The organism is Microcoleus sp. S13_B4, from assembly GCF_036700885.1.
GTDB lineage: Bacteria > Cyanobacteriota > Cyanobacteriia > Cyanobacteriales > Microcoleaceae > Microcoleus.
Genome location: NZ_JAUBPU010000041.1, coordinates 1 through 26,253, shown reverse-complemented (window position 1 = coordinate 26,253; position 26,253 = coordinate 1). Strand labels below are relative to the sequence as shown.

The window sequence follows — 26,253 nt, the reverse complement described above, 5'->3', positions numbered from 1 at the left end:
GTCAGCCGAATCTTGCTCCACACCTTGTTCATTTTGTCAACCTTGCTAATTGATGACACGCCCTAGAGCCAAAGCTTGATAGCATTGTATGTTGGGAATCAGCTTTAAAAAAATGATTGCGATCGTGATGGGAATCTCCGGTTCGGGAAAAACTACTGTTGGCAAGTTGCTAGCGCAATCTCTCAATTGGGATTTCAGCGATGCAGACGATTTTCACTCGCTAGCCAACATCGAAAAAATGAGTCTGGGCATTCCTTTAGAAGATGCCGATCGCATTCCGTGGCTTTTGCAACTGCAAAGTGAAATAGACACCTGGTTATTAAAAAATAAAAATGTCGTGTTAGCTTGTTCGGCCTTAAAAGCATCTTACCGCGAAATGCTCTGCCGAGACCAGCAGCAAATTAAAATAGTTTATCTCAAAGCTTCTTTTCAGCTATTAGCATCCCGGTTAAGAACTCGCGAAAATCATTACATGAAAGTAGACTTGCTGTCAAGTCAGTTCGCTACTCTCGAAGAACCAGAAACTGCAATTATTATAGATGCTTCGCAGCCACTAGAGGTAATGGTGCGCCAGATTAGAATTCATCTGATATGCGGTTAATTCCACAGAATAAAACCTCAAGCTAATCCGCATTTAAATTGCATAATAAAATAAATCTTTACTCTTATGGGGTGATCAGGAAAGCCCGTCCTCAACATACAATTTTAGTCCACAACAGTTTAATACCAAATCTGGCTTAAATAGGGCTTGATTTCTTAGTTTCTCTCAGCTATGAGGAGAGTTTTTATAGTAGCGATTTCAAACGCCGAGTCTTATCGAGGGTTTTTAACGCGGATTTGTATAAGAGTTATTTTTTTCAAAGCAACCGGGTTTCTAAACCAAATTTAGCCCCCTCTCCGTTTCCGGGGGAGAGGTTTCGCGCCCTAATTTTTGTACAAATACAAGAAAGCTTCTACTTCAGCGGCGGTTGGTTGAGCCGCAATTGCACCCGGTTTCATCGCTGTCATCGAACCTACCGCGCTCGCATAAGTTACAACTTTTTTTGTTATTTCTGGAGTGGCTAAACTCTTAATTCCCACCTTGCACAATTGGCTGACAAAACCAGCCAGGAAACTGTCGCCTGCACCTGTTGTATCCTCAACATCTACTTTAAATGCGGGGATTTTTCCTTCATTTTCCGAGATACAATAGGCGCAACCTTTCTCGCCTGCCGTCACCAAAACGCCTTCTACAGTATCGAGGCGGTAGGTAATAGCTCCTGCGTCGCTAGTGTCAAACAACCATTCGGCTTCATCGTCAGATAACTTGACAAAATCAACTTTTTTTAAGATTTTTCTAATGTGCGCTTTTGCTTCGTCTGGATTTGGCCAAAACACCGGACGCCAATTGATGTCAAGTATAATTTTAACGTCATACTGTTCTGCTAGTTCGATCGCTCTGGCGATCGCCTCTCGACTTTCAGGATAAGCTAATTCTAAAGTGCCTAGCACTAAATATTCGGCATTTTCAAACAACACCTCCGGTAGTTGTGCAGCGAGGAGGTGGGTGTCTGCAAAGTCCGCAGTATCAAATTTGCCAAAACCGGCAAAATTTCGATCGCCCGCTTCATTCCGCAAGACATAAACTTGCCGTGTTGGCGCACTTGGATGTCGCTGAACTCCAGCGATATCAACCCCTACTTCTTGCAATACCTGCACTAGGGAATTCCCCAATTCATCCCCACCTACAGCACCGATAAATCCCGCCGCCGTCCCCAATTTAACCAAAGCACAGGCAACATTAGCAGGAGCTCCGCCGGGATATGCCGTCCAAGATTCTACCTCTTCGAGAGATACTCCGGGTTTGTCTGCTAAACAATCAAATAAAACTTCACCCAGACACAGAACGCGAGGATAAGTCATAGAAATTTGAGATTTGAGATTTGAGATTTTAGACCAGCAGTAGACAGGTCAATAATGATTTTTAACCCATCCCAGAAAAATTGCAAGCTATTTTTTTATGGCTGCTCCTATAATATCAGACTTACTGAAACTGGCAGTTACTCCCTAAAGGTTGAAATATAGTGCGGGCTTATCATTTAATTGTTTTACGCGCAAACATCTGGAGGTTGGGCCCGGATGTCAGATGGGCGTAGGTAAAGGCAGCACACGGCAAGACGCACAGCCACTTACACTGCTTGTGCGTCTTGCCGTGTGCGCGCTGGGTTTGCACTCCTGGCGATGCTGCAAGCGAGTTGGTGCTTCGGGTCCGAAAGAGTAGCACAACAAATTTAATTTTCTCTTCATACTCGATCCCTCATCCTTTAGAATTGTAGATAGGTAAATATGCAGACATAGGAAAAATTTATGAGTGGGATTGTCTCTGGAACCCCTGTCACCCTGTCGGACAGAGAATTGCAAGTGGTAGAGTTAGTAGCGGCGGGATTGACTAATGAGAAAATTGCCGAAAAGTTAGAGATTAGCAAGCGTACAGTTGACAACCACATTAGCAATATCTTGAACAAGACGCGCGCTGACAATCGAGTTACGCTTGTACGCTGGGCGTTGCAGTGGGGAAAGGTATGTTTGGACAATATTAACTGCTGCCCTTTACCGCGGCCGATCGATAAAGAAGTATCTTAAGTAGGGATTCTGGTTGGGGACAGGCAAAGAAATGATGCAAACGGCACAAGAAAAACAACTCCGCTATCAAATTCAAAGCCCTGGATTGCCGCTGGCGGTGTATCGCGAAGTGGCGATCCATTTGCGTCAAGTTGAAGGGGTGCAAACCGGTTTAATTCCGCAGCAGTCGCAGCGGTTTGATTACTGCGACAGCCAAGTTGGGGGTTTGTGGATACAGTATCCTGAAGGGTTCGATTTGGCAGGTCGCGAGCGGGTCGATCGCATTTTGGCTTATTATGGCGATCGTTACGGAGCGTGGGAATTATTAAGTCATTAGTTATTGTTAAGTGTTGACTGTTGACTGTTGACTGTTGACTGTTGACTGTTGACTAACAACTAATAACCGTTAACTAATGACTAATGACTAATGACTAATGACTAATGACTAATGACTACTGACTACTGACTAACAAAATGAGTGCAATTAAAACTTTACCGGGAACGCGGGATATTTTGCCCGCAGAAATTCAATATTGGCAAAATATAGAAGAAGTCGCTAGAACCATTTTAAAAAAAGCGGTTTATCGAGAAATTCGGACGCCAATTTTTGAACAGACATCTTTATTTGAACGTGGCATCGGCGAAGCTACCGATGTTGTGGGCAAAGAAATGTACACTTTTAAGGATAAGGGCGATCGATCGACTACTTTGCGCCCAGAAGGCACCGCCGGAGTAGTTCGAGCTTTTATTCAAAACAGTTTGTACGCCGCAGGAGACGTACAGCGTCTGTGGTATGCGGGGCCGATGTTTCGCTACGAACGCGCGCAAGAAGGAAGACAACGGCAGTTTAATCAAATTGGCGTGGAAGTCTTGGGAAGTGCGAATCCTCGTGCGGATGTCGAGGTAATTGCGATCGCCTGCGACATCCTGCAAACCCTGGGTTTAAAAAATTTGCGCCTCGATATTAATTCTGTGGGAAATAAGCAAGACAGACAAAATTATCGGCAAGCATTGATAGATTATTTTACACCGCACAAAGACGAATTAGACGCCGATTCTCAAGACCGCTTAACTCGCAATCCGCTGCGGATATTGGACAGCAAAAATCAGCGCACTCAAGAAATTGTAAGTGGTGCGCCTAGCATTTTAGAATATTTGGGAGAGGAATCGCGATCGCACTTCGAGCAAGTGCAGCTTATGCTCACAAATTTAGGAATTAGCTATCACTTAAATCCCAGATTAGTGCGCGGTTTAGATTACTATACCTACACCGCATTTGAAATTATCTCCGACGATTTGGGAGCGCAAGCAACAGTTTGCGGAGGCGGCCGCTACGACGGTTTAGTTAAGGAATTGGGCGGCCCAGATACGGCAGCAGTTGGCTGGGCAATGGGTATCGAAAGGTTAATTATCCTGCTGCAAAAGTTGCAACCTTTGCCTGTACCCAAGTTGGATTTTTATTTGGTATCCAGGGGGGAAAAAGCAGAACAGCAATCGGTATTGTTAGCTCAAAAATTGCGAAGTGCCGGGTTTAGCGTCGAGATAGATTTGAGCGGCAGTGCGTTCGGGAAACAGTTTAAAAGAGCCGACAGAAGTGGTGCTGTTGCGTGTTTAGTTTTGGGAGATGCGGAAGCTGAAAACCAGACTGTACAATTGAAGTGGTTGGCGAGTGGTGAACAAAGTGCGATCGGGCAATCGGAACTACTAGCAATGACAAACGAGCTACAGCAGAGGATTAACAACCCTTAGAACGATCGCTTGTAGGCTAGTCTCGATCCCCCTTAATAAGCGGGATGGATTAATTGTCAAGAGAACAAACCAATATCAGAGGCTATTTGCTGACGCTCGCGTGAAGGATGTAACTGGTTCGTCTCGGTTAGAGAAACCCAAAAACAACTGACTAAGATTGTCAATTTGATTAGCCATCAATCTTAAAGCTTGTGGAAGAGTATTCGTACCACTCATCCTCGCCAAAGATACTAAAAATTGTCACCCCCCTTGCCCAATTAGCTGCTGCGTTGCCGCGACCATGAATACAGTTATCCTCCTTTAACGTCACATCTTTAACCCCATGCACTCGATTCTCAATTAGCCAGTGTCCTGGAATTGCCTCGGCTTGCTTGACTAGCTGACCAGTCCAGACTACTTAAATAATAGTGTGATTCATGAAAATTAACTAATCGACGCCGACTTTTTTTACCTTTCCATCTGCTGCCACTTCTGAGGATTGCAATTATGTGCTTAGCCCCCGCCCACAAAGGTAATAATTGAGAACTCATGGCATAAATTGTGGTTCTTCGAGCTGTACTGCGTCCATGTAGGTGTTCATCAGCTTGATGTGACTCGATCGCACCTACAAAATTTACTACTTTCTGAGCTGTTTTACAGCAATTTGAGCTCAAACCCGGCACAAAGAGGGTAAACTTTCAAGATGTAAAAAAGGAGATAATTTAGAAATGGCAACATATTCTCTAGCAAGTCTATTTGAGTCATGAATGTAGACCAACCTGAAACGCTTGTGATGATTGAATAGATTGTTTACAAATCAAATGGTTTTGCTATATTCGAGCTATTTCCTCAGAGCGACATCAACGCTTACTAAAAACTCTGAGTGATTATCTGGTGAATTAGGGAGAAGGGCGATCGCTCTTTTTACGAATCGCGTGAGCGATATGGAGTCAACTTTTCCATAGTACAATGGAATTATGTGGCCTAATATTTTACCTGATGACCTCGATCACATCGAGCAAGCCCTTCAACTCTCCTCACTCAAAGTCCTCGTTATTAATGGGGATTTAGGGGGAACGATACAGTTGTTTCTACCCGCACCAAAATACTATTTAGATGCGGGATAGCTTACTTTAAAAAAAGTGGGAATTTAATCGACCAAATCGGGGAAAACCTCGCGCACGGCCGGATGCACCAATCGGTGATTCTGCACGTTCAATCCCTTCGCCAAACTTGGATTCATTTCCAAAGCTTTAATCCCGCTATTTGCCAACTGCAAAACATAAGGCAAAGTGCTGTTATTCAAAGCTTGAGTCGCAGTCCAAGGCACGGCACCGGGCATATTCGGCACGCCGTAATGCACGACTCCTTCCTCAACATAAGTAGGATTTGTGTGAGAAGTTACCCGCAAAGTTTCCACGCAGCCGCCTTGGTCAACGGCTACGTCAACAATCACAGAACCGGGGTGCATCTTCGCAACAAATTCGCGAGAAACAAGCACGGGAGCTTTTTTACCTAAGACCAAAACCGCACCGATTAACAAATCAGCATCGGGAACAACTGCTTCAATTTGTAAAGGACTGCTGTAGAGGTATTCTACTCTGGAACCGAACAAAGTTTCTAAATAGGCTAGGCGATCGACATTTACGTCTAAAATCTGCACTCTCGCGCCCATTCCTACAGCAATTCGCGCTGCTTCTGTGCCAACGATTCCGCCGCCCAAAATCACAACTTTACCCGGTCTTACCCCTGGTACACCGCCCAAAAGTACGCCGCGGCCACCTTGCTGCCGTTCCAGAAACCGAGCTCCGAACTGCACAGCCAAACGCCCTGCAATAATACTCATCGGCGTCAGCAGCGGCAATTTTCTGTCCGGGAGTTCGACGGTTTCGTAGGCGATGGCCTGGACTCCGCTGTTGATTAAGTGCTCGGTTAATGTGCGATCGGCTGCCAAGTGCAAATATGTAAACAGCAACTGCTCTTTTTGAATCAGCGGATACTCAGCAGGCAGCGGTTCTTTAACTTTAACAATTAGTTCGCGATTCCAGACATCTGATGCTTTTAAGACAATCTTAGCCCCTGCTTCAACGTAGTCCTCGTCCGCAAAACCGGCCCCAGCGCCTGCATTCGTTTCGACGAAAACTGTGTGGCCTTTGTCCGAACAAGCCCGGACACTTGTGGGACTGAGCCCGACTCGAAACTCTAAATCCTTGATTTCCTTGGGGACGCCTATTTCCATCTATAACCTCTAATTTCAGGCATACGTAGATCGAATCTAACTTAAAAACCATCCCCAGCGGGACAATACCATTGTAGATTTTAGATTTGGCAATCCGGCTGGGCTAAGATAATTTTTGTTGGATTTTTCGCCAGATCGATCGCAATTTCCCAAATTGATCGTATTCCATCAAGTCGATCGTCTTTTTAGCTTGTTCCAACTGTAACTGTAGCTGTTGAATTTGATATTGGTAATTCTGCAATTCGGACTTGGCTTCCTGCAACGGAATTCGCACTGCCGTTTCCCCAGTATTTTTCCTTATTGCAACATCGTGATAGCCTAGGGACTGAAAGGCAAAAAATACGAGTTCCCAGTTATTCGCAATACAAAACTCATTGACTGCTTTCGCCACACCGTAAGGCATCACCTCGCCTACCGACCAATTCGTGTAATCGTTAAACACCATCATTCCTTCGGCTTTAACTTTTGTGTAACCTTGCTGAATATCTTTGCATACACCTTGATATTCGTGGTCGGCATCGATATATATCCAGTCAAAATACTCGTCAGGAAAGCTTTTTAAAATTGTCGAAGAATCCCCTTCGTGAAGCTCTACCGTTCCATTTTCTATCCCTTCTTTAACTAGACTTTTTTGTTTTGTGCTGATTTCTGCTTTGAATAAATCAAAATTATAATCGATCAAATGCAGCTTTTTGGGCTTGGCAATAGCAAGAATTTTTTCCGCAAAGCGCCCGTATTGAGTTCCTACCTCGGCCACCACACTATTTTTAGGCAGATATTCCAATATCTTTAATCGACTTTGAACAAATCGACAATTCTTAACGTGACAATCTTGAAGCATGGGGGCCGAAAGTAGGAATGGATTGTCATCCAAATTATTCCACTTCTCGTTATTCCAGTCCTTAGTCGCTTGTAAAAATCTTTTTTTGTATTCGATAAAATCAAACATATTATTCCGATGATAATTGAACTCGAAGCCGTGGGGGAAAGATCTAATCAATATCAAGCATTTTGTAGTCAGTGCCTACGTTTTTTTGCCAATTCAAAAACATTGACTCAAGTCCCTACTACATTTTTTTAACATTTTCGACATTAGTGCAATTTGGTCGGCTACAAAAAATGCTATGGTAATCCTATTGGATTTGTGTACGAGATTTTTTGTATAGGAAACCCTGATGCTGTATAGAAGAAAAAAATAAAGAAATATTGACTTTGACAAATCCTAAAAAGATTACTATTTAATTTTAATTTAACCCTATTTTAGATTAAAATACATTAGGGTCTAAGAGATGTGATTAAATAATAGCTGATAGAGACTCTGCTGTCAATATATTTGATCTGTCACTTATAATTTAACAGGCATAACTCGCCCCCCTATCTAAACAAATGCCACGGATACCTACCTTAACATTCGATCGCGGAACTCTCCTGTTGCACCCGCCGCCCAAAGGCAGAGACTGGGTGGACTTTGCGACATGGGACGATCGCGTGGAAAAATACCGCATTCGAGCCATTCACTACCGCCCGCTGGTAGAATGCCTCCAAGCCGAGTGCATTCACTTCACCGACGAAGCTAGGGGATACGAACTACTCGAACTCGTACCCAGCGTGGAAATGCAGCCTTACCCACATCAAGAACAGGCCCTCGCAGCTTGGCAGGAAGCAGGAAGCCAGGGAGTAGTCGTCCTCCCCACCGCTTCCGGCAAAACTTATCTGGCACAATTAGCCATGCAAGTCACTGGTCGCACTACATTAATTGTAGTACCAACTCTTGATTTAATGCACCAGTGGTATGCTAATTTAAAAGCAGCTTTTCCCGACCTCGAAATCGGATTGTTGGGCGGAGGTTCGCGGGACAAAACGCCAATTTTAGTCGCAACCTACGATAGTGCAAGTATTCATGCAGAAACCTTGGGCAATAAATACGGTTTGCTGGTTTTTGACGAATGCCACCATTTGCCAACGGACTTTTATCGAGTAATTTCCGAATATGCGATCGCGCCTTTTCGACTCGGACTGACAGCTACACCCGATCGCACAGATGGTCGCCACAGCGATTTACATTTTCTTATCGGCCCCACAGTATTTAGCAAAAGACCCGAAGATTTGGCAGGCGATGCTTTAGCCGACCATAAAATAGTTCAAATTATGGTAAAACTGTCAACAGAAGAAACCGATCGCTACGCCGAATTAATCAACATTCGCAACGACTTCTTAAAACAGTCAAACATCAAAATATCCAGCCTCGAAGGATGGAAACAATTTATCATGGCAAGCGCGCGATCGCCCCTGGGACGGCGCGCCATGCTAGCCCACCGCCAAGCCAAAGAAATCGCCCTTTGTACCGAAGGCAAACTGCGAATCTTAGCCCAAATACTAGCAGAACACTCTCCCCAGCGCACCCTAATTTTCACCGGAGACAACGCCACAGTTTACCGAATTTCCCAAGAATTTCTCATCCCCACAATTACCCACCAAACCCCTGTCAAAGAACGCCACGAAATCCTCGATCGCTTTCGCAGCGGCGAATACAAAACCCTCGTCGCCTCCCACGTCCTCAACGAAGGAGTGGACGTTCCCGACGCCAGAATTGCTATCATATTGTCAGGTACCGGCAGCGAACGCGAATACATTCAGCGATTGGGTCGAGTTCTCCGCAAAAGCAGCGATGTAAATAAGTTAGCAATTCTCTACGAAGTCGTCACCGAAGACACCAGCGAAGAAAGAACTTCTCAACGCCGCCGAGGAGGAATGCAGCCTCACAAACCCCAACCACAAACAGAAATAGAACCGCCAAAGCCAGAATATCAGAAATTAGAAACAGTCAAACCGACACCCATTTACGGAGTCAACCGGGAGGCGACTAAAAAAGCAGCAGAATCACCCGCCAAATGGGGAGAAGACAATGATGAAATTCCCTGGTAGCAAACTTAAACTATTTCTGAACACTCTCTATCTTCCCTTCGCGTTCTTCGCCTCTTCGCGGTTCGTTAAAAATAAAAAACTATCAACAAATGCTACCCACTGATTTATTAAGTCACCGCCAAAACGGAGAATCAATTATTCCTCTCCGCCTCAAGATAGATGCTAAAAACTTAGAAGCAGCTAAAGAAATGATCGACTGCTTCCAAGAGTCGATCGGCAAAACCCAAGGCGAGCTCGACGGACGCTTGCTAGAATTAGAAGGCGACAGCCCGGATTATCGGCTGAAACGGGGATTAGCGCACCTGCTGAAAGGCGGTTTCTCCACCTTGGAAGTCATCAGTCCCCTAGAACCCTCAGAGTTGAGACAGCGGGTTTTTGCCTTGTCTGCGCGATCGACTCCCAGCCCTCAATCCACCCAATTAACCCTGGAAAAAGTAGCAAGTGAACTCAGCCAAGACTTAAACAGAGAAGTTTTTCCTCACGAAATCACTACAGGTTTATACGCCGATTTAAACGAAAACAAAATCCTCACTGAGTTTAATCCACCAACACCCGAAAACTTGCTTCACAAATACAATCTTTCTCAAGTTCAAGGCATATTTTACCGATCAAGTCAAGTCCAATTAACCGCCCACCGTAACGATCCAGGAGAATACAAACTCTTATTTCGCTATCTGAAACTATTTCAATTAATGACTTACATTGAAGGCGATGCAGACCACGGTTTTACACTGACAATAGACGGCCCTACAAGCTTATTCAAACCCAGCACCCGCTACGGCTTAGCCCTGGCGAAAATGCTGCCCGCACTGCTGCACGTCACCAAATGGAGTATGCACTCGACACTGCACACAAAAGACCCTTTTAGCGGCGTTTTGAAAACAGGTAAATTCACCCTAAATTCCGACTGCGGTTTAGTCAGCCACTATCCCCCTGGCAAGCCTTATGATAGTATGTTAGAAGCCGCATTTGCTGAGCGATGGAATTCCACAAAAACCGAGTGGCAACTAGAACGAGAAGTTGATTTAATTCCGATTCCAGGTAGTGTGATGATTCCCGACTTTCGGTTGGTGCATCCCGATGGGCGAGTATTTTTATTAGAAATAGTTGGCTATTGGCGGCCGGAGTATTTGCAAAAGAAATTTGCACAAGTACAGAAGTCTGAATGCGATAACTTGATTTTAGCTATTTCCGAACGGCTGAATTTAGAAAAAGCCGGGGTAAATGTAAATGACGTGCCAGCAAAAGTAGTCTGGTTTAAAGATAAATTGCTGCCCAAATCAGTCCTGGAAGTCCTCGAAGAGTAACCAATCCGCGCATCAGTTGCAAACTCCTTTCTTTCTCTCTCTCTGCGCCCTCTGCGTCCTCTGCGGTTCAAAAAAATCCTCCTCAAAAAATATCGCACATTCCCAGCTATACTTAAATCAGAATTCACCCAAATCCTTGCCACCGCTTACTCTCACCTAAAACCGATTGAAAAATGGCAGACACAAGTATTGTCGAAAGAATCAAAAAGCTGTTAGCCCTAGCCACCTCATCCAATGAAAACGAATCGACTGCTGCGGCGGAAAAAGCTTCCCTTTTACTGGCACAGTACAATCTCAGCCTCGCCGATTTAGGACCAAATCACCAAGAAGAGATTGACGAAAACTCAGTTGAAACAACATCCAAATTTGTCACTTGGAAAATGATGCTGCTTTCGGGAATTGCCGACGCTAACGGTTGCAATGCCATGCGAAATACTTATAATGGCAGTATGTTTTTGGTGGGAACTTCTACAAACTTGATTGTTTGCAAACATCTGTACGAGTATTTGAGTTCTGCAATTGAAAAAAGGGCTAAATACCGCAAAGGAAACGGCAGGGGGTTGGCGTATCTGAATGCTTTTCGGGTTGGATGCGCGACAAGGTTGAGACAAAGATTGTTGGAACAAAAACAGGAGATGGAAAAGTCAGGGATTCCGGGTTCGGGGGATGCGGCGGCGACTCCAGGGATTGTAGTGCGATCGATGTTTGAGAAAAATCAACAGGCGATCGCGGATTATCTAGAGGGCCGAGGGGTTAAAATTAGAACGAGAACAGATTCTCAAGTCAGCAGCGCGGCGGGTTTTAATTCGGGGTATGAAGTGGGCGACAAAATTAGTTTGCACAAGCAAGTGCAGCCGCAAGGGGATATGAAACAACTTAATGAATGTCTTTGAGTTCTTGATAGTAATTAATGGATAATCAAAACAGGGATAAAATTCAAGCAAATTACAAATTAGGTCGGTTTGTGTACTGAAAAGTTGAGTATTATGCACCTTTATCCTGACTATCCTTAAGAGTTTTGAAAACTTGCCACAAGATAAATGTAACCATTACGCTGAGGAAAAGTGCAGCCAATCCCCAAATTATCACTGATAGAATAACAGAAAATATTCCTATTAAGGCTAAGGCAAATAATAATCCCATAAATATTGGTATAACCAACCAATGTTTAAAGGTCAGTCGAATTAAAGATTTAAAGAACTTGGAATATCTTTGCTGTTCTAAATACAGAAAAACCAATTTAATCAGTATTAGTATCTCTCGTTTATATTCCCCAAGTTCCTTGGCAATTGGTAATGTCTGCTCGTATAACTCAATAGCTTGTGGTTTGTATCCTAGTTTTAAATTGGTAGATCCTAAACGAGCCAATGCTACCATTTCCATGTCACGAGTCCCTGTTGTTTGTGCCAATAATATAATCTGCTCGTAACAACTTTTTGCTTTTATGTAATCTTCTTGCTGAGAGTAAATACCTGCCACACTAACCAGAGCAAAAATTTCGGCTTCACTGTTATTGACTTCACTTAGAAGAATTAATATTAGCTGATAATACTCTATAGCTTTAGGATAGCTTTTTAGTTCCTTATAAGCTTCTGCAATACCCAATAATACAGCTATTTCTCCCTGGTTGCCCATCTGTCGCACAATTGGTAAAGCCTGCTGATAGCACTCAAGTGCTTTGACATAATCTTTTGAAGCTACATAAGTTGTTCCCAGACCAAACAAGACCAAAAACTCTCCTTCAATGTCGCTTTTTATTTGTCGCACAATGCTCAAACTTGCCTGGTAAAAATTAATGGCTCGATCGTAATCCTCTTGTAGGTAATAAATCCATCCCAAATCTTCTAGTGCCCGTCTCTGACCCAAGGGATCTTGTATTTCTTTTGCTAGTGATAAATGCTGCTCGTGACACTCAACCGCATTGGTATAATCTTTAAGACGGCGGTAAATTGCACCCACATCTCTGAAAGATTTTTCCACACCTTTACTGTATTGAATCTCTTGCATAAGATTCAAGCTCTTCTGCTGGTATTGCATAGCTTTAACATAATCTTTACGACAGCGGTAAACCACACCTAAACTTCCTAATGCTGCTCCTTCAATTTGGCGGTCTGAAATTTCTTGTGCAATGAGTAAGCCTTCCTTTAAATACTGTATTGCTTGAGTATAGTTACCCTGGATATGGTAAAAACCGCCCAAATTTGTTAATGCCGTGCCTTCCATGCGACGGTCTGGGATTTGCCGTGCAATAGCTAAACTATCCTGATAGCACTTCATTGTTTTAGAAAACTTTCTTTGAGATAAATAAGTATTTCCTAGATTTCCCAAAACTATCCCTTCTAGACTGCGGTCTTGAGTTTCCTGTGCAATAATCAAGACTTTCTCATGGTATTCAATCGCTATTTCATACTTTCCTAAAGCTTGATTCGCATTCCCCAAACCATTTAAAAAACTAGAAGTGCGTGTCGTGACGTTATGTAAAATGCGGCTATAAATTTCAATTTGTTCTAAATAGTATCCCCAATGACCCAGTTGATTGTGTAAAGCTTGATTTGTTGGTGTTTTTAAATGAGTAAAAAGGATTTGACTTGCTCTTTCCCAGTCTTCCACTTCGCAGAGATGGTGAAATGCTTCCAAGTATCCCCGAACTTTCTCAAGATTGGAAGCCTCCGGCTTCGGTTTGTACTTCGTCAGCCAATTTTTAACCGCTCTGTACTGAGCGCGTTTACAAGGGGGCAGTTCCCTAAACTCCGGTGCTGCTAGATCGATTCCTAGATTAGCCAGCATCCACTCTCCCGGTGGCGTGATGTCAATATCCAAACCATTTGGACTTTTAAAATCAAATTCAGCAAAATCACTGTTCATATTGTCCACTACCTCGCTGTCAAATTTTTCAAATGCTCTAATGCTACACTGCGAATTAAATTATGTTGTCGCAAATGTATCTCATCGTCAATTAATTCTGCTTCTACCAAAAAGCGATCGCGCAACGCATCCAACGCTAACTCTTGCTTCTCCTCATCGCAATCCCAATCTTCCAAATGACTTAGCCAAAACTCCTCCCGTACTCTACAGCGATACACCGAAGCTTCGCAAAGCAATCGATAGGCATTCAAAACATCTTTTTTCAATCTCTCAAACGTCTTTTCCAGCCGGACTCGCACATTTTTTCGCAGTTCGCGAGTATATCGATCCAGCCGCCAGTCGTCATCTGCTGATGCCGTTATTCCTTTGGTCTTAGCTTCCTCAATTGCCTTCTCCACTTCTTCAATTTCCTGCCCGTATTTATTCCAATAACCCGCCACGTTGCCATAAAAAGGCTGACTGCCAATTTCCCCAGCAATCACCCGCAAAGCCAATGGATGCCCTTCATAAGCAGCGCCGATTCGTTCTAAATAGGGTTTGTTTGGTGAATCTATATCAACCTCTAGTCCAGTTTTATCGAACAAGGCTAACTGTTCTGATGGTGTCAGTCCCTTCAATTCTTGGCGATACCAGAAATTTTTATAACGGGACGGAATTTGCTCTGGCAAATCCTGCGATGTTACGATGATACGACTTTGGAAAGATTCTACTGCCAAAAAAGTTTCAAAAAATTTTGCCCACAACTCATCCTGAAAACCATTCCAGCCTGTTTCTTCATTTCCTTTTAAAATCAGTTCCAGAGAATCTATCACCACCAAATACCGATTTTCTCGCAATCGCTTGACCAATCTCTTCAACAACCGCTGTGTATCTTTGCGGTCATCTGGCGTAATCCGTTCTCCCCACTTTTCCAGCCATCGAATCGCCACACTAGCAAAATCAGAAGCTTGCTGCTGGTTTTCAAAATTCTCCTGATGAAACTTACGACCGTCGTCTTGCAACTCTACCGCCAATCTTTCAGCTAAAGCCGTTTTACCAATTCCCGCGATGCCCAGAAGAATTAACAGGCGACACGACCCTTGAACCTTCTGTGTGAGTTGAGTAATTAGGTCTTTTCGACCAACCCAAGCATTGTCACAAGCAAAAAGCTCTGCTCTCGAATCAGTCTGAGACAAGGGACTATCATCAACAATATCTTCCCAGTTCTCCAATTCTACAGCCTTGCAAATCTTGACAAAAACCTCCTGCCCAATAGGCTTCCGCCGCCAAAACCGCTTTAAAGTTGCGACTGAAGTTTGGGCATCTCCGCACCAGCTAGAAGCTTGTTTTTCCAAGCCTTTCTTTCGCCTTGCCCGATCGACTATTTCCAACCCAGATTCCGATGCTCTCAGAGTAGCTGCCATGCTGATTTTTTAACCTTCAGTAACCATATTTAACTTATAACATCTGCCAATTTGTGGCGCGGCTCAATTTTGGCTCACTTTTGGATATAGCGCCAGAGGTGCGTTGAAATTGAGCCGTCAAACCTTTGCTGTTCAAGGAATATAGAGATGGGAAGCAAGTTAGCCGATCGCTCATTTCCCAGTTAAAACAATCACTTTTTTATCAGGAGTAAGACTATGCAAGCACCGAATTTCGTTCAACTGGAACTACCAGGCGTTTTACCTAAAAAAAACGACACCCTCAAACAAATAGAAGAAGCAATGCAAGGAATACTAGACCTAACATGGAAAACTGTGATCCCTCACATATCAGCACGCAGCACTAAAGAACTGATGCGACAGCACGGAAAACTGATTGCTATCCATGATGGCGAAGCCCGGATTAAAGTTTCGTCAACACCACTTTTGCTAATGGCAATTCACAAACTTCCCGATGTTGAATCAGCCTTCAGAAAAGCTTTTGACACCACAGTCAAAATCCGTCTCGAAGTGTAAGTGAGCTCGTTTCCGGTGACAGCCTATTATTCAATGCTTTGCCCGCGTGCGGTGCGTGACAGTCAATAGTCCCATCGCCGCGAGTTAAAGTTTTCCCGTTGTCACGCACCCTACCACTGATATCTTGCACAGAGTACGATCGCCCTCAATCAATCAATCAATTCCGCCTCTTCAAAAATCTGTCTAGTCGTCAACTCCCAACCAGGCAGCAACTCATCCACCATCGGTATATTATCCGTATAAACTTGACTAGAACCATCGGGGAAAAAGATTCTTATTAAAATAGCTTCTGGATCAATCACCCAAACTCGCGGAACTCCCGCCGCCAAATAATCTTTCGCCTTCTCTTCAAATTCCTTCATACTTTGATCGGGCGATATAATCTCAATCACCAGTTCGGGAATTGCGGGACAAGCTTCATTTCGCCGCCAACTTTTCGGCAGACGTTCATAAGAAATGTACGTCAAATCGGGAACAGGTGCCCAATCTTTATCCTGACGTTTTAACAAAATTGCCCATTCTGGAAGCACTCGCCCGCGTCCTTTACACCATACACGAATCAGGTCACACAAAGCTCCCTGTAAACTGGAATGAAAAAATTTTGGAGACACTTTAGGCACTGCTTCACCATCTACAAACTCACAATATATATCTCCGTCGGGCAAAGCTAGAAATTCTGATAAAGTGAGTTTGGTTCCCCTGCCTACCATGACTCCCAGCCCTCTCGCTAATTAATTCAAATATCAATTATACAAAATTTCCAAACTTTCCTAGAAGTACGATCGCCCTTCTCCCTCTATGCCAAAAGTGGAACAGGCGTCCCGCCTGTGAATTTCTGTGAATCTCTGCGCCTCAAAAATCAAAATCCCAATTCCCCAAAAACAATAGCGGGGCAGACTATCCAGCCCGCCCCATCTTCTCCAAAAGCCCCAAAACCATTCACTTCAACCAGGCAGGATGAGCCATCAAAGCGGCAAACGGCTGCACTCCTCGCAACTGATTTGAGAGCGGCAAATGCCCTCTCCGCGCGCTCAAATCCCAGATAAACTCTTGCGGGTATCGCGTCCAATTATTCCCCTTTTTCCAGCCAATTAGCGGCCACAATTTATCCCAATTCTTGCCCGAACTCAGCCAAATTTCACGCTGCACTGAAAAGCCAAATTTACCTTCAGAATGAACTTTCCACAGCGTATTAATTGTTTGTAAATCCGCCACCGGCAAACTCTCAACTTGCGTAAAATACAGCCACTTTCTCTGCAAAGCTGTATCACCCGCCAATTCACAAAGCTTGTCTAAAGTCAAGCGATCGGCTTCTTGAAATTCCTGTAACGCCAATAATTGTTGCAGTGGAGTGTAATCAATGTTAGAGTCCGATCGCAGCGGCACAACCCCAGTCGGAAAATTCGCTTGCAAAAACTCCGCCACTCTCGGAGAACCAGCACTGTAAAGAATTTGGTAAGCTTTACCCATTACCGCAGTCGGTGCATCTGACTTGCGCTCTAATAAAAATTCCATCAATACATCCCAACCCGAATCTGCTATTTGTTGTTGCAGCAGTTGCAGTTGAGTTTTTTCCGAACCAGACCTCAACTGAGAGCGGAGTTCGGCTGTATCGGCCGCCGAGTCTAGAGGAGAAGTAGAAATCGAGTCAGTCATGAGAAACTATCAGCTATCAGCTATCAGCTATCAGCGATTAGCTGAAGCCCTGGTTTTCCCCCATTGTACAATGGTACTGACTCCGATTCACTTCTCTGTACTCGGATGCCTGCGCGCAACGCCGCCTGGTTTAGCCGATCGCCCCCACCCTCTTCGCCAATGGCAGCAATAGCAAATAAGTCTACCATCTGAAATTTACGATCGATGCCATGTCAAAGAGTTTTTCTTGAACCTAGTCGTCCACGATCGAAACCCATGCAGGGAAGGAAGGCGGAAAAAAGTTTATGTCATATTCCGAGTCTTCCCACTCTTTGACCCAAAGCGGCACGGCGCCGGGGCTAGGAGTTGCAGAAAAGGTGCGTTCTTTGACTTCGATCGAGTGAAATAGCTGTTTTAAAGTATCTCCCCGATCCAAAGCTTCGCTGAGGATGTCGTCCAACTCAGGATCGACCCGTTTGACGCGGTTTTTGTCCTCCTCCAGCCACAGAAGTTTCAAAGACTTCAGATCTCTCGGACTGAGGATGCTCTTGTAGTACACGCGCTTAAGGGTCGCTACGGGTTCCAATGAGCGTTCGATCCGGCGAATTTGCTGAACTCGCAGGTAGTGCCATTCCGCTAAACGCTTGCGTTCCGAAGGCGGGAGGGTTCCTTTCCCTGCTGCGTGTTTGTAGTCGTATTTAATCAAACTGCAAGCCATATTGGCTAGCAGGTGAATCAACTGTTTTTCTTTGGGTGTCGCCTGACGCCGTTCCTGGGTTCTTGTCAATACGCGCTGTCTGCGGGTAGTTTCGAGAGTATTTTCCATTGGGTTTTTACTAGATGAAATACGATTGTGCCAGATCCGAATCCCGAACATCAGAAGGTAAGGAAGTTGATAGGCGGGGAAACTCCACCGACAGACTCGCCTTACCTGTTATTTTCCCATTCACCCTTCTCGGAAACTGACCCCCCCCGGGATTAGGTAGACTGAATATTGGGAGCGAGTTTTAACCGCCTCGAGCGCAGGCGGTTGCGACAACAAACGCCACCACAACAACAACCACCACCACCGCACAAGAGCGAACCACACAAGAGCGCCAATTATTTCCTGCCTTTACCCGTTTTTACCTCTTCTTGGTCCCCATCCTCATTCGTTCCAGTGTAGTTAAAGTCGGGACGACTCTCCCAAGCCGTCAAACTGCTGGCTGATGAATGTTGTGGGGCGATCGCTGAAGCGCTGGCGCTGCCTGCCTGGAAAAAGCCGAAGCCAGCCGAGGCAATTACCCCTAATACTAAGATGCTGTTTTTCATGTTCGATGACCCTGATTTCCGTAGATTGACACTTTTTGGCTAACCCGATCTGTCAGAAATGGGTTGATGCAATAGCCCACTTGTCTTCTGATAAATCTGCCTGCCATAATCAATTCAGACAGGCACACCCGCTTGCGATCGGAAACGCCGGAAGTGACGTGTTACTAACGTCCACGATCATCCACCAACCCGATTTTTTTGGGTAGTGGAGCGAAAGCCATCAGGGCGTCGATCCATCAGGGAGTTAAGCCATCAGGGTGCTAATCCATCGGGTAGTTAAGCCATCAGGGCGCATCTTCTACAATTAGCCACCGCCTTAACTTTTATAGTTGAGCCAGTGGTCAGCCGGGCACTGACAACGCCTTTAAGAATTAAACTTTTTTTGGATTCATCCCCAAAAGTTTGTCCTTAAGAATCCCCGCGCTTGCGGAAGTCCGGGGAGTGTCAGCAGCATGGAATTCCATGCACTCTAAGTCAACTAAAAAAACGCAGATTAACGATATCTCCCACTCAAGCAGTCCTCAGCCAAACGCTGGGGTTTTTTATTGGCAGCTATTGCTGAGCCTTTTCCTCCGGCACAAGGCAGCCGGCTCTCAAGGCAGAAGGTTGACAGCACTGCGGTTAGGAGTTTCCCTGGCAACATCATACCACCGGGTGAATTTTAAAGTAAAATTGTAAATAAATGTGAATTAAATGGCATTTTTGCCTTTGCAATCCGAGCGAGTGAAAATTAACATACTTCTCTAAACGAGTGTGAAGAACAACGGGGGTGGGGTGCGATAGTTCGCAGGATTTGGCGCCAACGGTTGCAAAGATACGGTAAAGATTGAGAAGGAGAAAGGTGAGTTAGTAGACAATAGAGAAAGACAAACAAAAATTTTCAACCATAGTAAGGCCCGTTCAAAAAAAACAATGCAAATGCAAGGATAGGCAAGCTCCAAACCCTTATTGAATAAATCATTCCCTAATCTAAAATCTAAAATCTAAAATCTAAAATGGTATAAGCTGGCAATAATTCCAATTTGTAACCTTTCGATCGCACAACATAGGGGCGCAACATCTTGATGAATTCCCAGATGACAGCAGAAGTCAACTCCACGTACCAATATCAAGTCGGAGGATATTTGCCTGCCGGTGCGCCCACCTATGTCAGGCGATCGGCTGACAGCGAACTCTACGAAGGACTCAAAGCCGGAGACTTCTGCTACGTGTTGAGTTCGCCGCAAATGGGAAAGTCCAGCCTGCTAGTGCAAACAGCCAAAAGGTTGCAAGCAGAAGGTACAGTTTTTGCCGCCATCAACTTCAGAAGCATCAGCAGCCCAAATGTCTCCCCCCAAAAGTGGTATGCCGCAATCATGTACCGCATGGCAAGCAGTTTGCAACTCACAAACAGGTTTGATGCCATCAAGTGGTGGAACGATCGCGAACTGCTATCGCCGATGCAGCGATTGGAGATATTTATCGAAAAAGTTTTGCTCAAGTCACTTCAGCAAAATCTGGTAATTTTCATAGATGACATTGACAGCATCAGCAGCCTAAATTTCAGTACCAGCGATTTTTTTGCTTTGATCCGGGCTTGTTACTCCAAGCGGGCAGAGCAACCGGAATACGATCGCCTGACTTTTGCTGTTATGGGAGTAGCAGTCCCCTCAGAATTGATCCGAGATCCCAGATGCAACCCTTTTAATATTGGACGGCAGATTCATTTAAGTCGATTCCAACTGCACGAAAGTTTGCCGCTAGCAAAAGGATTGGCCCTCAAAGCTTTTCGCCCCCAAAAAGTGCTGCAAGAAATATTAGCTTGGACGGGTGGGCAACCGTTTCTGACTCACAAAGTTTGCCACTTGGTACTTGAATACGGGCCTTTCATTGGCAGAAATTCCGAAGCTCAGCAGGTTGAAAAACTGGTCAAACACAGAATTATTAAAAATTGGGAAGAAGAAGACGAACCCCAACATTTGATACCCATACGCGATCGCATTTTCCATAGCCACTGCGACCTCACGCGGCTGTTAACGCTGTACCAGCAAGCTTTGGAGCCGATCAAGGCAACAAAACCGGGGGAATCGCCGGGAGTACCAGCAGATTACTCTCTCGAAAAACTCGAATTGCAACTATCAGGACTGGTTGTTAAATCTCACGGTAGATTAATAGTTTCCAACCTAATTTATCAGTCAGTTTTTAATCGATTCTGGGTGGAAAAAGAGCTGGGCAAATTGGCTCCCTACCACTCCGCGCTAGCAGCATGGCTGGCTTCAGACCGCGAAGATGAATCGCTGTTATTGACAGGAGAAAGTTTACAGTTAGCATTGGATTGGGCTGCGGACAAACAATTAAGCCAAGAACACTATTGGTTCTTGAATCCCGATCGAACTTTTGGGGAACAACCGACAGTCGTTGTCGCAGAAGTTGCAGACAGCAGCGTAGACACCGATGCAGACAGCCGCATCCTCACCCCGCCCTCAGATAGTGTTCCAACAGGCAGCAACGAACAGAGATTGTACGATCACATCGTCTCCTGCGTGGAAACAGAATCCCCCGCACAGGTGATCGAGCGGTTCCGAAAGCTATTTATCGACGGCATGGGCTATCCCGAGCGAGAGATTGAAGCAACTTTGTACAGTATAGTCTCCGTCAAGCGATCGGATCAGCACTTTAAATATATCCTACACCGCTGCTGCTACATCCCGATCAACCGCTGGCAACTGCAATCGCACAACCAGTTCGCGATCGCCAAGTTGGTAGCTTTATTTAAGCAGGCTTATCCCCGATTTGGGACGGAATTTTACATAGTCAAGCGCTTGCAAGAACAAATAGCTTTCTTTTCTAAAAGTGAAGAATTTCAGACCCTAGAGCGCTTAGTAAAAGCCTTAGATAGAGAGTCGGAACCGCAGCAACAAGATACAGATTCTCCTTTGGGCGAATTGATCTGTCGGTATCCTTATTTGTACGGCTATTCTCTCCTGAGCAAGGGCAGCATTGAGGAAGACCAACAAACCATCAAAAAACTGGCATTTCAAAGACAGCGACAATTTGAAACACATTTGTCTCAATATTTAAATTATTTGGTTGAGCCGAGAAATACAGAAATAGGAATTGTGCAACGGGCGCCTAATCCCACACTTTTGAACGATGCAGAACTGCACTTAGCGGTCATGGAATTTGCCGGAAAAGTAGCAGGCGATCGCAGCTACAAAGAAGAGGCTCAATTTTTCCTAAGAGATGCCAGACAAACTCCATCTTACGCCTCATTTAAAGTGGATTTGTATGAATATTTAATATCCTCGGTTGAACCCGAATACGGGGGGCGTCAATTTAATGACCGTTTGTACAAACAAATCAAAAATACATTGCGAGAAAATGACTCGGTGAAATTCAATAATATATTGTTAGTTGGGACTTGCCACCAGTTGTTCAACTTCTTAGTAGTGGAAAATGCCCAACATCCCAGCCACTACGTTTTTTACGATTTGGTGTACAACCTCGGTGCCAGCAGGACAATGGGTTTATTGCTGAAACTTGTACTGCTTTCGGGCAAAGTTAAACCTGAGTTGGAAAAGCGATTTTCTATTCTGTTTAATCACTATGAAGGTAAAGCTTCTAATGAAATTATGTGGTTTGTCAAATCCTTGGAAAATTTTAATGTGGCTTTGGTTGTGAATTTTGGTAAGACGGATTTGTCTTTGGTTAAACAGCAGCTTATTTTGACTTGAAAATAACAAAATCGCTCGGGCGGCTTTATATAATACTATTAACTCAAAAAAATTAAGTAAACACAAATGAAAGCCTTAGTAGTCACAGGAACGACGGACGAAAAAGGTCTATTAATTCTCGATAAACCTTTAACACTAGACACTCCCGACCCCGTGCGAATCATTCGGGTTCTTCCGGAACCTAAAGATGAAGCTGAAGACGACCCCGACGATACTCTGGTTGCAGAAATAACAGCCAGTGTCAGAAAAGCATGGCCGCCAGGCCAAGCCGGACAAACCCTATTAATCTTGGAAGTGTGGGAGAGAATCGATTTTAGATTTTAGACGATCGATCAAGTGGAATAGCCGTCGATCGTACTTTTGTTAACCATTTACTCAAAATCCGTGAAGCGAAGCTATCTTCCCGCAGGGGTTCGGTGAAGGGTAGGGAATCGCGCAGATATCAGCCTCAACTCCATCCGCAGCATCATCGCCGATTTTGATGAAAGCCAATAGCGGTGTATTATTAATTTTATGATTAGCTATCTCAAAGGCACAGTCGCCGATATCGCCAAAGGCAGCAACCGCGTCATATTGACTCTGGAAGTCAATCAAATCGGCTATGAAATCCAAATTTTGCCCCGTGTGACCGGTCAATTGCCAGCATCCGGCGAAGTCGCCCAAATTTTTACCCACCAGCAAGTTAAGGAAGACCAAATCGTATTGTACGGTTTTGGCAGCGCGGCCGAACGCGATTTGTTTCGGCAGTTGACGAGTGTTAGCGGTGTGGGAGCTCAACTGGCGATCGCACTTCTGGATACTTTAGGATTGCAAGATTTAGTCCAGGCGATCGTCGGCGGTAACACCCGCATCCTCGCCAAAACCCCGGGCGTGGGTACAAAAACCGCAGAACGTCTCGCCCTGGAACTCAAAAGCAAACTCTCGGAATGGCGACAGCAAGCAGGTTTGACAACTTCAGTCGCCGCCGGAGTTCCCCCAGCTATTCAAGAAGAAGTCGAGATGATCCTGCTGGCGATGGGATACACTGGGGCTGAAGTCTTGCAGGCGCTGCAAACCCTCAGTCAAGACAGCACTTTGTCCGCCAAAGGTAATGCCGATGATTGGATACGTGAGGCGATCGCCTATTTGAGCCGATAATTCCCTACCCAAGCCCGAAACCGGGAATAAAAACCAAATTCGGCCGGGCCAAAAAACCCATTCCTGGCAAAAATTTTATCGTTGTTATGCTTCCCCTGTGATAACATAGGAGATTGTGACAATCGTACAAAAAAAACTAAAATCAATTCATGGCTCTTACACAACAGCGCAAACAAGAAATCATGGGCGACTTCCAAACCCATGAAACCGATACCGGTTCAGCAGATGTCCAAGTCGCCATGCTGACCGATCGCATCACAAAACTCAGCGCCCACCTGAAAATCAACCAAAAAGACTTCGCCTCCCGGCGCGGTTTGATGATGATGATCAGCCGCCGCAAGCGCCTGCTAGCATACATCCAAAAGGAAAATGTCGATCGCTACAAAGCATTGATTGCCCGTCTAGGCATTCGCGGCTAAACACCAAAGCCAAAATTTGCGACAATATTCTTTAATCTTGGACAAACACCAAGACTTATTGAAAAATGTTCGAGATTTCAGGTTAGAGATAAAATATGTCCTCCGAACCACCCCGCAAGCGCTTGCCCTTTGAACCGGCAACAAATCGTAAAAAAACGCCTAAAAAGCCCCCAGAACCCCAAGCAAGCGTAGCCTTAGAGTCGGATTCTGCCGACAAGCAGCCGAAAGCTAACAAAACCGGAAAACAGTCGCAATCCATCCCAGAAGTAGTCAGCCAACGTATGATATCTCGCATAGCGGTATTCTGCGGCATACCTACCCTATTGGGAATTTGCACATTTTTTGTAAGCTATTTGGTAGTCAGCAAAGGCTTGTTTGATCTGCCCAACACAGCAGTATTGCTGGTAAGCATGGGCTGTTTTGGTCTAGGCGTTCTGGGATTAAGCTACGGAGTCCTCTCGGCTTCCTGGGATGAAGAAATTTCAGGAAGCACTCTGGGGTGGGAAGAATTTAATACCAATTTTGGACGGATGCGAGAAGCGTGGCGCGCCGCCAAGCCAAAAAGTTAGTCATTAGTTATTAGTTATTAGTCATTAGCTAAAAACTAAGCTGTTAACCATCTAGAATTTGTTTTTGGGGAGGGAACAAGAACCCGCCCCACAACAATGCTAATAATACTGATATAAATAGATTCTCGATCGCCATTGCATCTATTTTTCTCAGTGCATCAGAGTCATCATCCGTTTCTAGCCCAACTAAAAAGGCAAAAAAAATATGATTATTGTAATGAAAGCCGGCACTCCAGAAGCCGAGATCGATCGAGTAGACGAAGAGCTCCGCACTAACTGGGGTTTGATACCAGAAAAAATCGTCGGCCGTTACAAAGTTGTTATGGGTTTGGTAGGCGAAACCGCCGAGCTCGAACCGATGCAACTGCGCGAAATGAGCACCTGGATTGAGGAAGTGCTGCGCGTGGAAAAACCCTACAAACGCGCTTCTCTGGAGTACCGCCAAGGAGAAGCCAGCGAAGTAGCGGTTGCTACTCCTTTAGGAACTGTAATGATCGGCTTGCATCACCCGATCGCGATCGTAGCAGGCCCTTGCTCGGTCGAAAACGAAGAAATGATTGTCGAAACGGCAATGCGCGTCAAAGCTGCTGGCGCTCACTTTCTCCGTGGTGGCGCATACAAACCGAGAACTTCCCCCTACGCTTTCCAAGGCCACGGCGAGAGTGCTTTGGGATTGCTAGCTGCGGCCCGGGAAGCTAGCGGTTTGGGAATTATCACGGAAGTTATGGATGCGGCGGACTTAAGTGCGATCGTAGAAGTAGCCGATGTCATCCAAGTTGGGGCGAGAAATATGCAGAATTTCTCACTGTTGAAGAAAGTCGGAGCTCAAGACAAACCGATTTTGCTGAAGCGCGGCATCTCGGCCACCATTGAAGAATGGTTGATGGCTGCTGAGTATATCATGGCTTCTGGCAATCCGAACGTGATTTTGTGCGAGCGAGGAATTCGTGGGTATGACAGGCAATATACACGCAATACGCTAGATTTGTCGGCAGTACCAGTATTGCGGACTCTGACTCACTTACCGATTATGGTTGACCCGAGTCACGGTACCGGTTGGGCGCAGTTTGTACCGTCAATGGCGTTTGCTTCGATCGCCTCTGGTACTGATTCGCTGATGATTGAAGTGCACCCGAATCCGAAAAAAGCTTTGTCTGACGGGCCGCAATCTTTAACACCGGATCAGTTCGACAAATTGATGGAAGAATTGGCGGTGATTGGTAAAGTCATGAACCGTTGGCCGCAACCCGTGCCAGTTTTGGCATAAAAACAGGCGAAACGCCTAACCAAAAATGCGATCGGGGTTAAATCCCCGACTTCTTAAAGAAGTCGGGGATTTTGTTATTCTGTTTTTGGAATAGAGGCTGATACCAAATCCGGGTCGTGCATCAAAGAACTGTGGGGTAGAGAGCCAAGTCGTTCCAAGTCCATCTGCGCTCTGTTAATCCAGCTCTCTGCGCCGCCGTTGTTCCTAAACGATGATTAACCCAAATCCAGTTGACAAACCTGAGCACCACCCTGTTGATCACCTTTGTCTGTTCCCAAATTTTGGCAAATTTATTCTGTCGCCGATGCCATCGCCCTGTTTGTTGTGGCACAATCCCGTTGGTTCGTTCTAGCCTCTGGGTGTTCTCTTTGCCGATTTGATGGTGAATTTCTGAAGTTAGTACTCGCTCATAACCGCCCTAACCATGGCTTTTCCAATTGAGACAGTCGGTTTTCCGCCAGGGTGCTGTTGACCAATTCTTCGATGAAGGCATCCGTGTGTTTTCCCACTCTAGCTGCCAGAATTACAGCAATTTGCGAGCAACCCCGCCACAACAAGTAGCTCTCTAAATAGGCTCAAAAAACAAACCACAATGATTAA

Annotated in this window: 25 protein-coding genes; 15 read left to right on the top strand and 10 right to left on the bottom strand. The window is 45.1% G+C overall.

The window, feature by feature from the left end:
* Positions 1–88: 88 nt before the first annotated feature.
* Entirely contained in the window at positions 89–601 is a 513-nt protein-coding gene (locus QT994_RS19380; RefSeq protein ID WP_333177224.1) for a gluconokinase, read from the top strand.
* Between the two features lie 323 nt (positions 602–924).
* Here the strand turns inward: QT994_RS19380 and QT994_RS19375 are convergent, their stop codons facing one another.
* Positions 925–1,902, bottom strand: coding sequence for a carbohydrate kinase (locus QT994_RS19375; protein ID WP_333177221.1), 978 nt, complete (start codon positions 1,900–1,902; stop codon positions 925–927).
* 444 nt (positions 1,903–2,346) lie between these two features.
* On the opposite strand from QT994_RS19375, the gene QT994_RS19370 reads away from it, so the two are divergent.
* From QT994_RS19370 to QT994_RS19355, 4 genes are all read left to right on the top strand, one after another.
* Entirely contained in the window at positions 2,347–2,622 is a 276-nt protein-coding gene (locus QT994_RS19370; RefSeq protein WP_006633901.1) for a photosynthetic electron transport-dependent transcriptional regulator PedR, read from the top strand.
* Between the two features lie 34 nt (positions 2,623–2,656).
* The gene (locus QT994_RS19365; RefSeq protein WP_333048714.1) at positions 2,657–2,938 is read left to right on the top strand and encodes a hypothetical protein; all 282 of its coding nucleotides are present in this window, start codon (positions 2,657–2,659) and stop codon (positions 2,936–2,938) included.
* Between the two features lie 137 nt (positions 2,939–3,075).
* On the top strand, positions 3,076–4,350 hold the full coding sequence (hisS, locus tag QT994_RS19360) for a histidine--tRNA ligase (protein WP_333048697.1): 1,275 nt from the start codon (positions 3,076–3,078) through the stop codon (positions 4,348–4,350).
* A 956-nt stretch (positions 4,351–5,306) separates the two neighbouring features.
* Positions 5,307–5,456, top strand: a complete 150-nt coding sequence (locus QT994_RS19355; protein ID WP_333048696.1) for a hypothetical protein — start codon at positions 5,307–5,309, stop codon at positions 5,454–5,456.
* A 23-nt stretch (positions 5,457–5,479) separates the two neighbouring features.
* On the opposite strand, the gene ald is transcribed toward QT994_RS19355, so the two are convergent.
* Both ald and QT994_RS19345 read right to left on the bottom strand, forming a co-directional pair.
* Positions 5,480–6,568: an alanine dehydrogenase gene (gene ald / locus QT994_RS19350; protein WP_333048695.1), complete on the bottom strand. Its 1,089-nt coding sequence runs from the start codon at positions 6,566–6,568 to the stop codon at positions 5,480–5,482.
* Between the two features lie 103 nt (positions 6,569–6,671).
* Positions 6,672–7,517: a class I SAM-dependent methyltransferase gene (locus QT994_RS19345; RefSeq protein WP_333048694.1), complete on the bottom strand. Its 846-nt coding sequence runs from the start codon at positions 7,515–7,517 to the stop codon at positions 6,672–6,674.
* Between the two features lie 437 nt (positions 7,518–7,954).
* Here QT994_RS19345 and QT994_RS19340 point away from each other — a divergent pair, with 437 nt between their 5' ends.
* The 3 genes from QT994_RS19340 (at position 7,955) to QT994_RS19330 (ending at position 11,693) form a co-directional block, all read left to right on the top strand.
* Positions 7,955–9,493: a DEAD/DEAH box helicase family protein gene (locus QT994_RS19340; RefSeq protein ID WP_333177218.1), complete on the top strand. Its 1,539-nt coding sequence runs from the start codon at positions 7,955–7,957 to the stop codon at positions 9,491–9,493.
* A gap of 89 nt (positions 9,494–9,582) precedes the next feature.
* Complete coding sequence (locus tag QT994_RS19335; protein ID WP_333177216.1) at positions 9,583–10,800, top strand: DUF790 family protein; 1,218 nt, start codon at positions 9,583–9,585, stop codon at positions 10,798–10,800.
* A gap of 173 nt (positions 10,801–10,973) precedes the next feature.
* Positions 10,974–11,693: a DUF2786 domain-containing protein gene (locus tag QT994_RS19330; RefSeq protein ID WP_333177213.1), complete on the top strand. Its 720-nt coding sequence runs from the start codon at positions 10,974–10,976 to the stop codon at positions 11,691–11,693.
* A 91-nt stretch (positions 11,694–11,784) separates the two neighbouring features.
* Here QT994_RS19330 and QT994_RS19325 read toward each other — a convergent pair whose 3' ends face one another.
* Positions 11,785–13,665 carry a tetratricopeptide repeat protein gene (locus QT994_RS19325; RefSeq protein ID WP_333177210.1) on the bottom strand — a complete coding sequence of 627 codons (1,881 nt, stop codon included), beginning with the start codon at positions 13,663–13,665 and terminating at the stop codon, positions 11,785–11,787.
* Between the two features lie 8 nt (positions 13,666–13,673).
* Positions 13,674–15,068 (bottom strand): ATP-binding protein, encoded by a 1,395-nt coding sequence (locus QT994_RS19320; RefSeq protein ID WP_333177208.1) that lies wholly within the window; start codon positions 15,066–15,068, stop codon positions 13,674–13,676.
* 216 nt (positions 15,069–15,284) lie between these two features.
* Between QT994_RS19320 and QT994_RS19315 the strand changes: the two genes are divergently transcribed.
* Entirely contained in the window at positions 15,285–15,602 is a 318-nt protein-coding gene (locus QT994_RS19315) for a hypothetical protein (protein ID WP_333177205.1), read from the top strand.
* Between the two features lie 149 nt (positions 15,603–15,751).
* Here the strand turns inward: QT994_RS19315 and QT994_RS19310 are convergent, their stop codons facing one another.
* From QT994_RS19310 to QT994_RS19290, 5 genes are all read right to left on the bottom strand, one after another.
* Positions 15,752–16,312 (bottom strand): Uma2 family endonuclease, encoded by a 561-nt coding sequence (locus QT994_RS19310; RefSeq protein WP_333177202.1) that lies wholly within the window; start codon positions 16,310–16,312, stop codon positions 15,752–15,754.
* A gap of 229 nt (positions 16,313–16,541) precedes the next feature.
* Positions 16,542–17,258, bottom strand: coding sequence for a GUN4 N-terminal ARM-like repeat domain-containing protein (locus QT994_RS19305; protein ID WP_333177200.1), 717 nt, complete (start codon positions 17,256–17,258; stop codon positions 16,542–16,544).
* Positions 17,259–17,281: 23 nt separating this feature from the next.
* Positions 17,282–17,446 carry a hypothetical protein gene (locus QT994_RS19300; protein ID WP_333177198.1) on the bottom strand — a complete coding sequence of 55 codons (165 nt, stop codon included), beginning with the start codon at positions 17,444–17,446 and terminating at the stop codon, positions 17,282–17,284.
* Positions 17,447–17,490: 44 nt separating this feature from the next.
* Positions 17,491–18,063: a hypothetical protein gene (locus QT994_RS19295; RefSeq protein WP_190733211.1), complete on the bottom strand. Its 573-nt coding sequence runs from the start codon at positions 18,061–18,063 to the stop codon at positions 17,491–17,493.
* Positions 18,064–18,338: 275 nt separating this feature from the next.
* A complete protein-coding gene (locus QT994_RS19290) occupies positions 18,339–18,548 on the bottom strand; it encodes a hypothetical protein (RefSeq protein ID WP_333037644.1) in 210 nt (69 codons plus the stop codon).
* A gap of 1,076 nt (positions 18,549–19,624) precedes the next feature.
* On the opposite strand from QT994_RS19290, the gene QT994_RS19285 reads away from it, so the two are divergent.
* The 6 genes from QT994_RS19285 (at position 19,625) to aroF (ending at position 25,653) form a co-directional block, all read left to right on the top strand.
* A complete protein-coding gene (locus QT994_RS19285; protein ID WP_333177196.1) occupies positions 19,625–22,261 on the top strand; it encodes an AAA-like domain-containing protein in 2,637 nt (878 codons plus the stop codon).
* A gap of 66 nt (positions 22,262–22,327) precedes the next feature.
* Complete coding sequence (locus QT994_RS19280) at positions 22,328–22,585, top strand: type II toxin-antitoxin system RelN family antitoxin (protein WP_333177192.1); 258 nt, start codon at positions 22,328–22,330, stop codon at positions 22,583–22,585.
* Positions 22,586–22,774: 189 nt separating this feature from the next.
* Positions 22,775–23,398, top strand: a complete 624-nt coding sequence (ruvA, locus tag QT994_RS19275) for a Holliday junction branch migration protein RuvA (RefSeq protein WP_333048677.1) — start codon at positions 22,775–22,777, stop codon at positions 23,396–23,398.
* A gap of 149 nt (positions 23,399–23,547) precedes the next feature.
* Positions 23,548–23,817 (top strand): 30S ribosomal protein S15, encoded by a 270-nt coding sequence (gene rpsO, locus QT994_RS19270; protein WP_190742031.1) that lies wholly within the window; start codon positions 23,548–23,550, stop codon positions 23,815–23,817.
* 95 nt (positions 23,818–23,912) lie between these two features.
* Complete coding sequence (locus tag QT994_RS19265; RefSeq protein WP_333048676.1) at positions 23,913–24,386, top strand: PAM68 family protein; 474 nt, start codon at positions 23,913–23,915, stop codon at positions 24,384–24,386.
* A gap of 205 nt (positions 24,387–24,591) precedes the next feature.
* Entirely contained in the window at positions 24,592–25,653 is a 1,062-nt protein-coding gene (gene aroF / locus QT994_RS19260) for a 3-deoxy-7-phosphoheptulonate synthase (RefSeq protein WP_333177190.1), read from the top strand.
* Positions 25,654–26,253 lie beyond the last annotated feature (600 nt).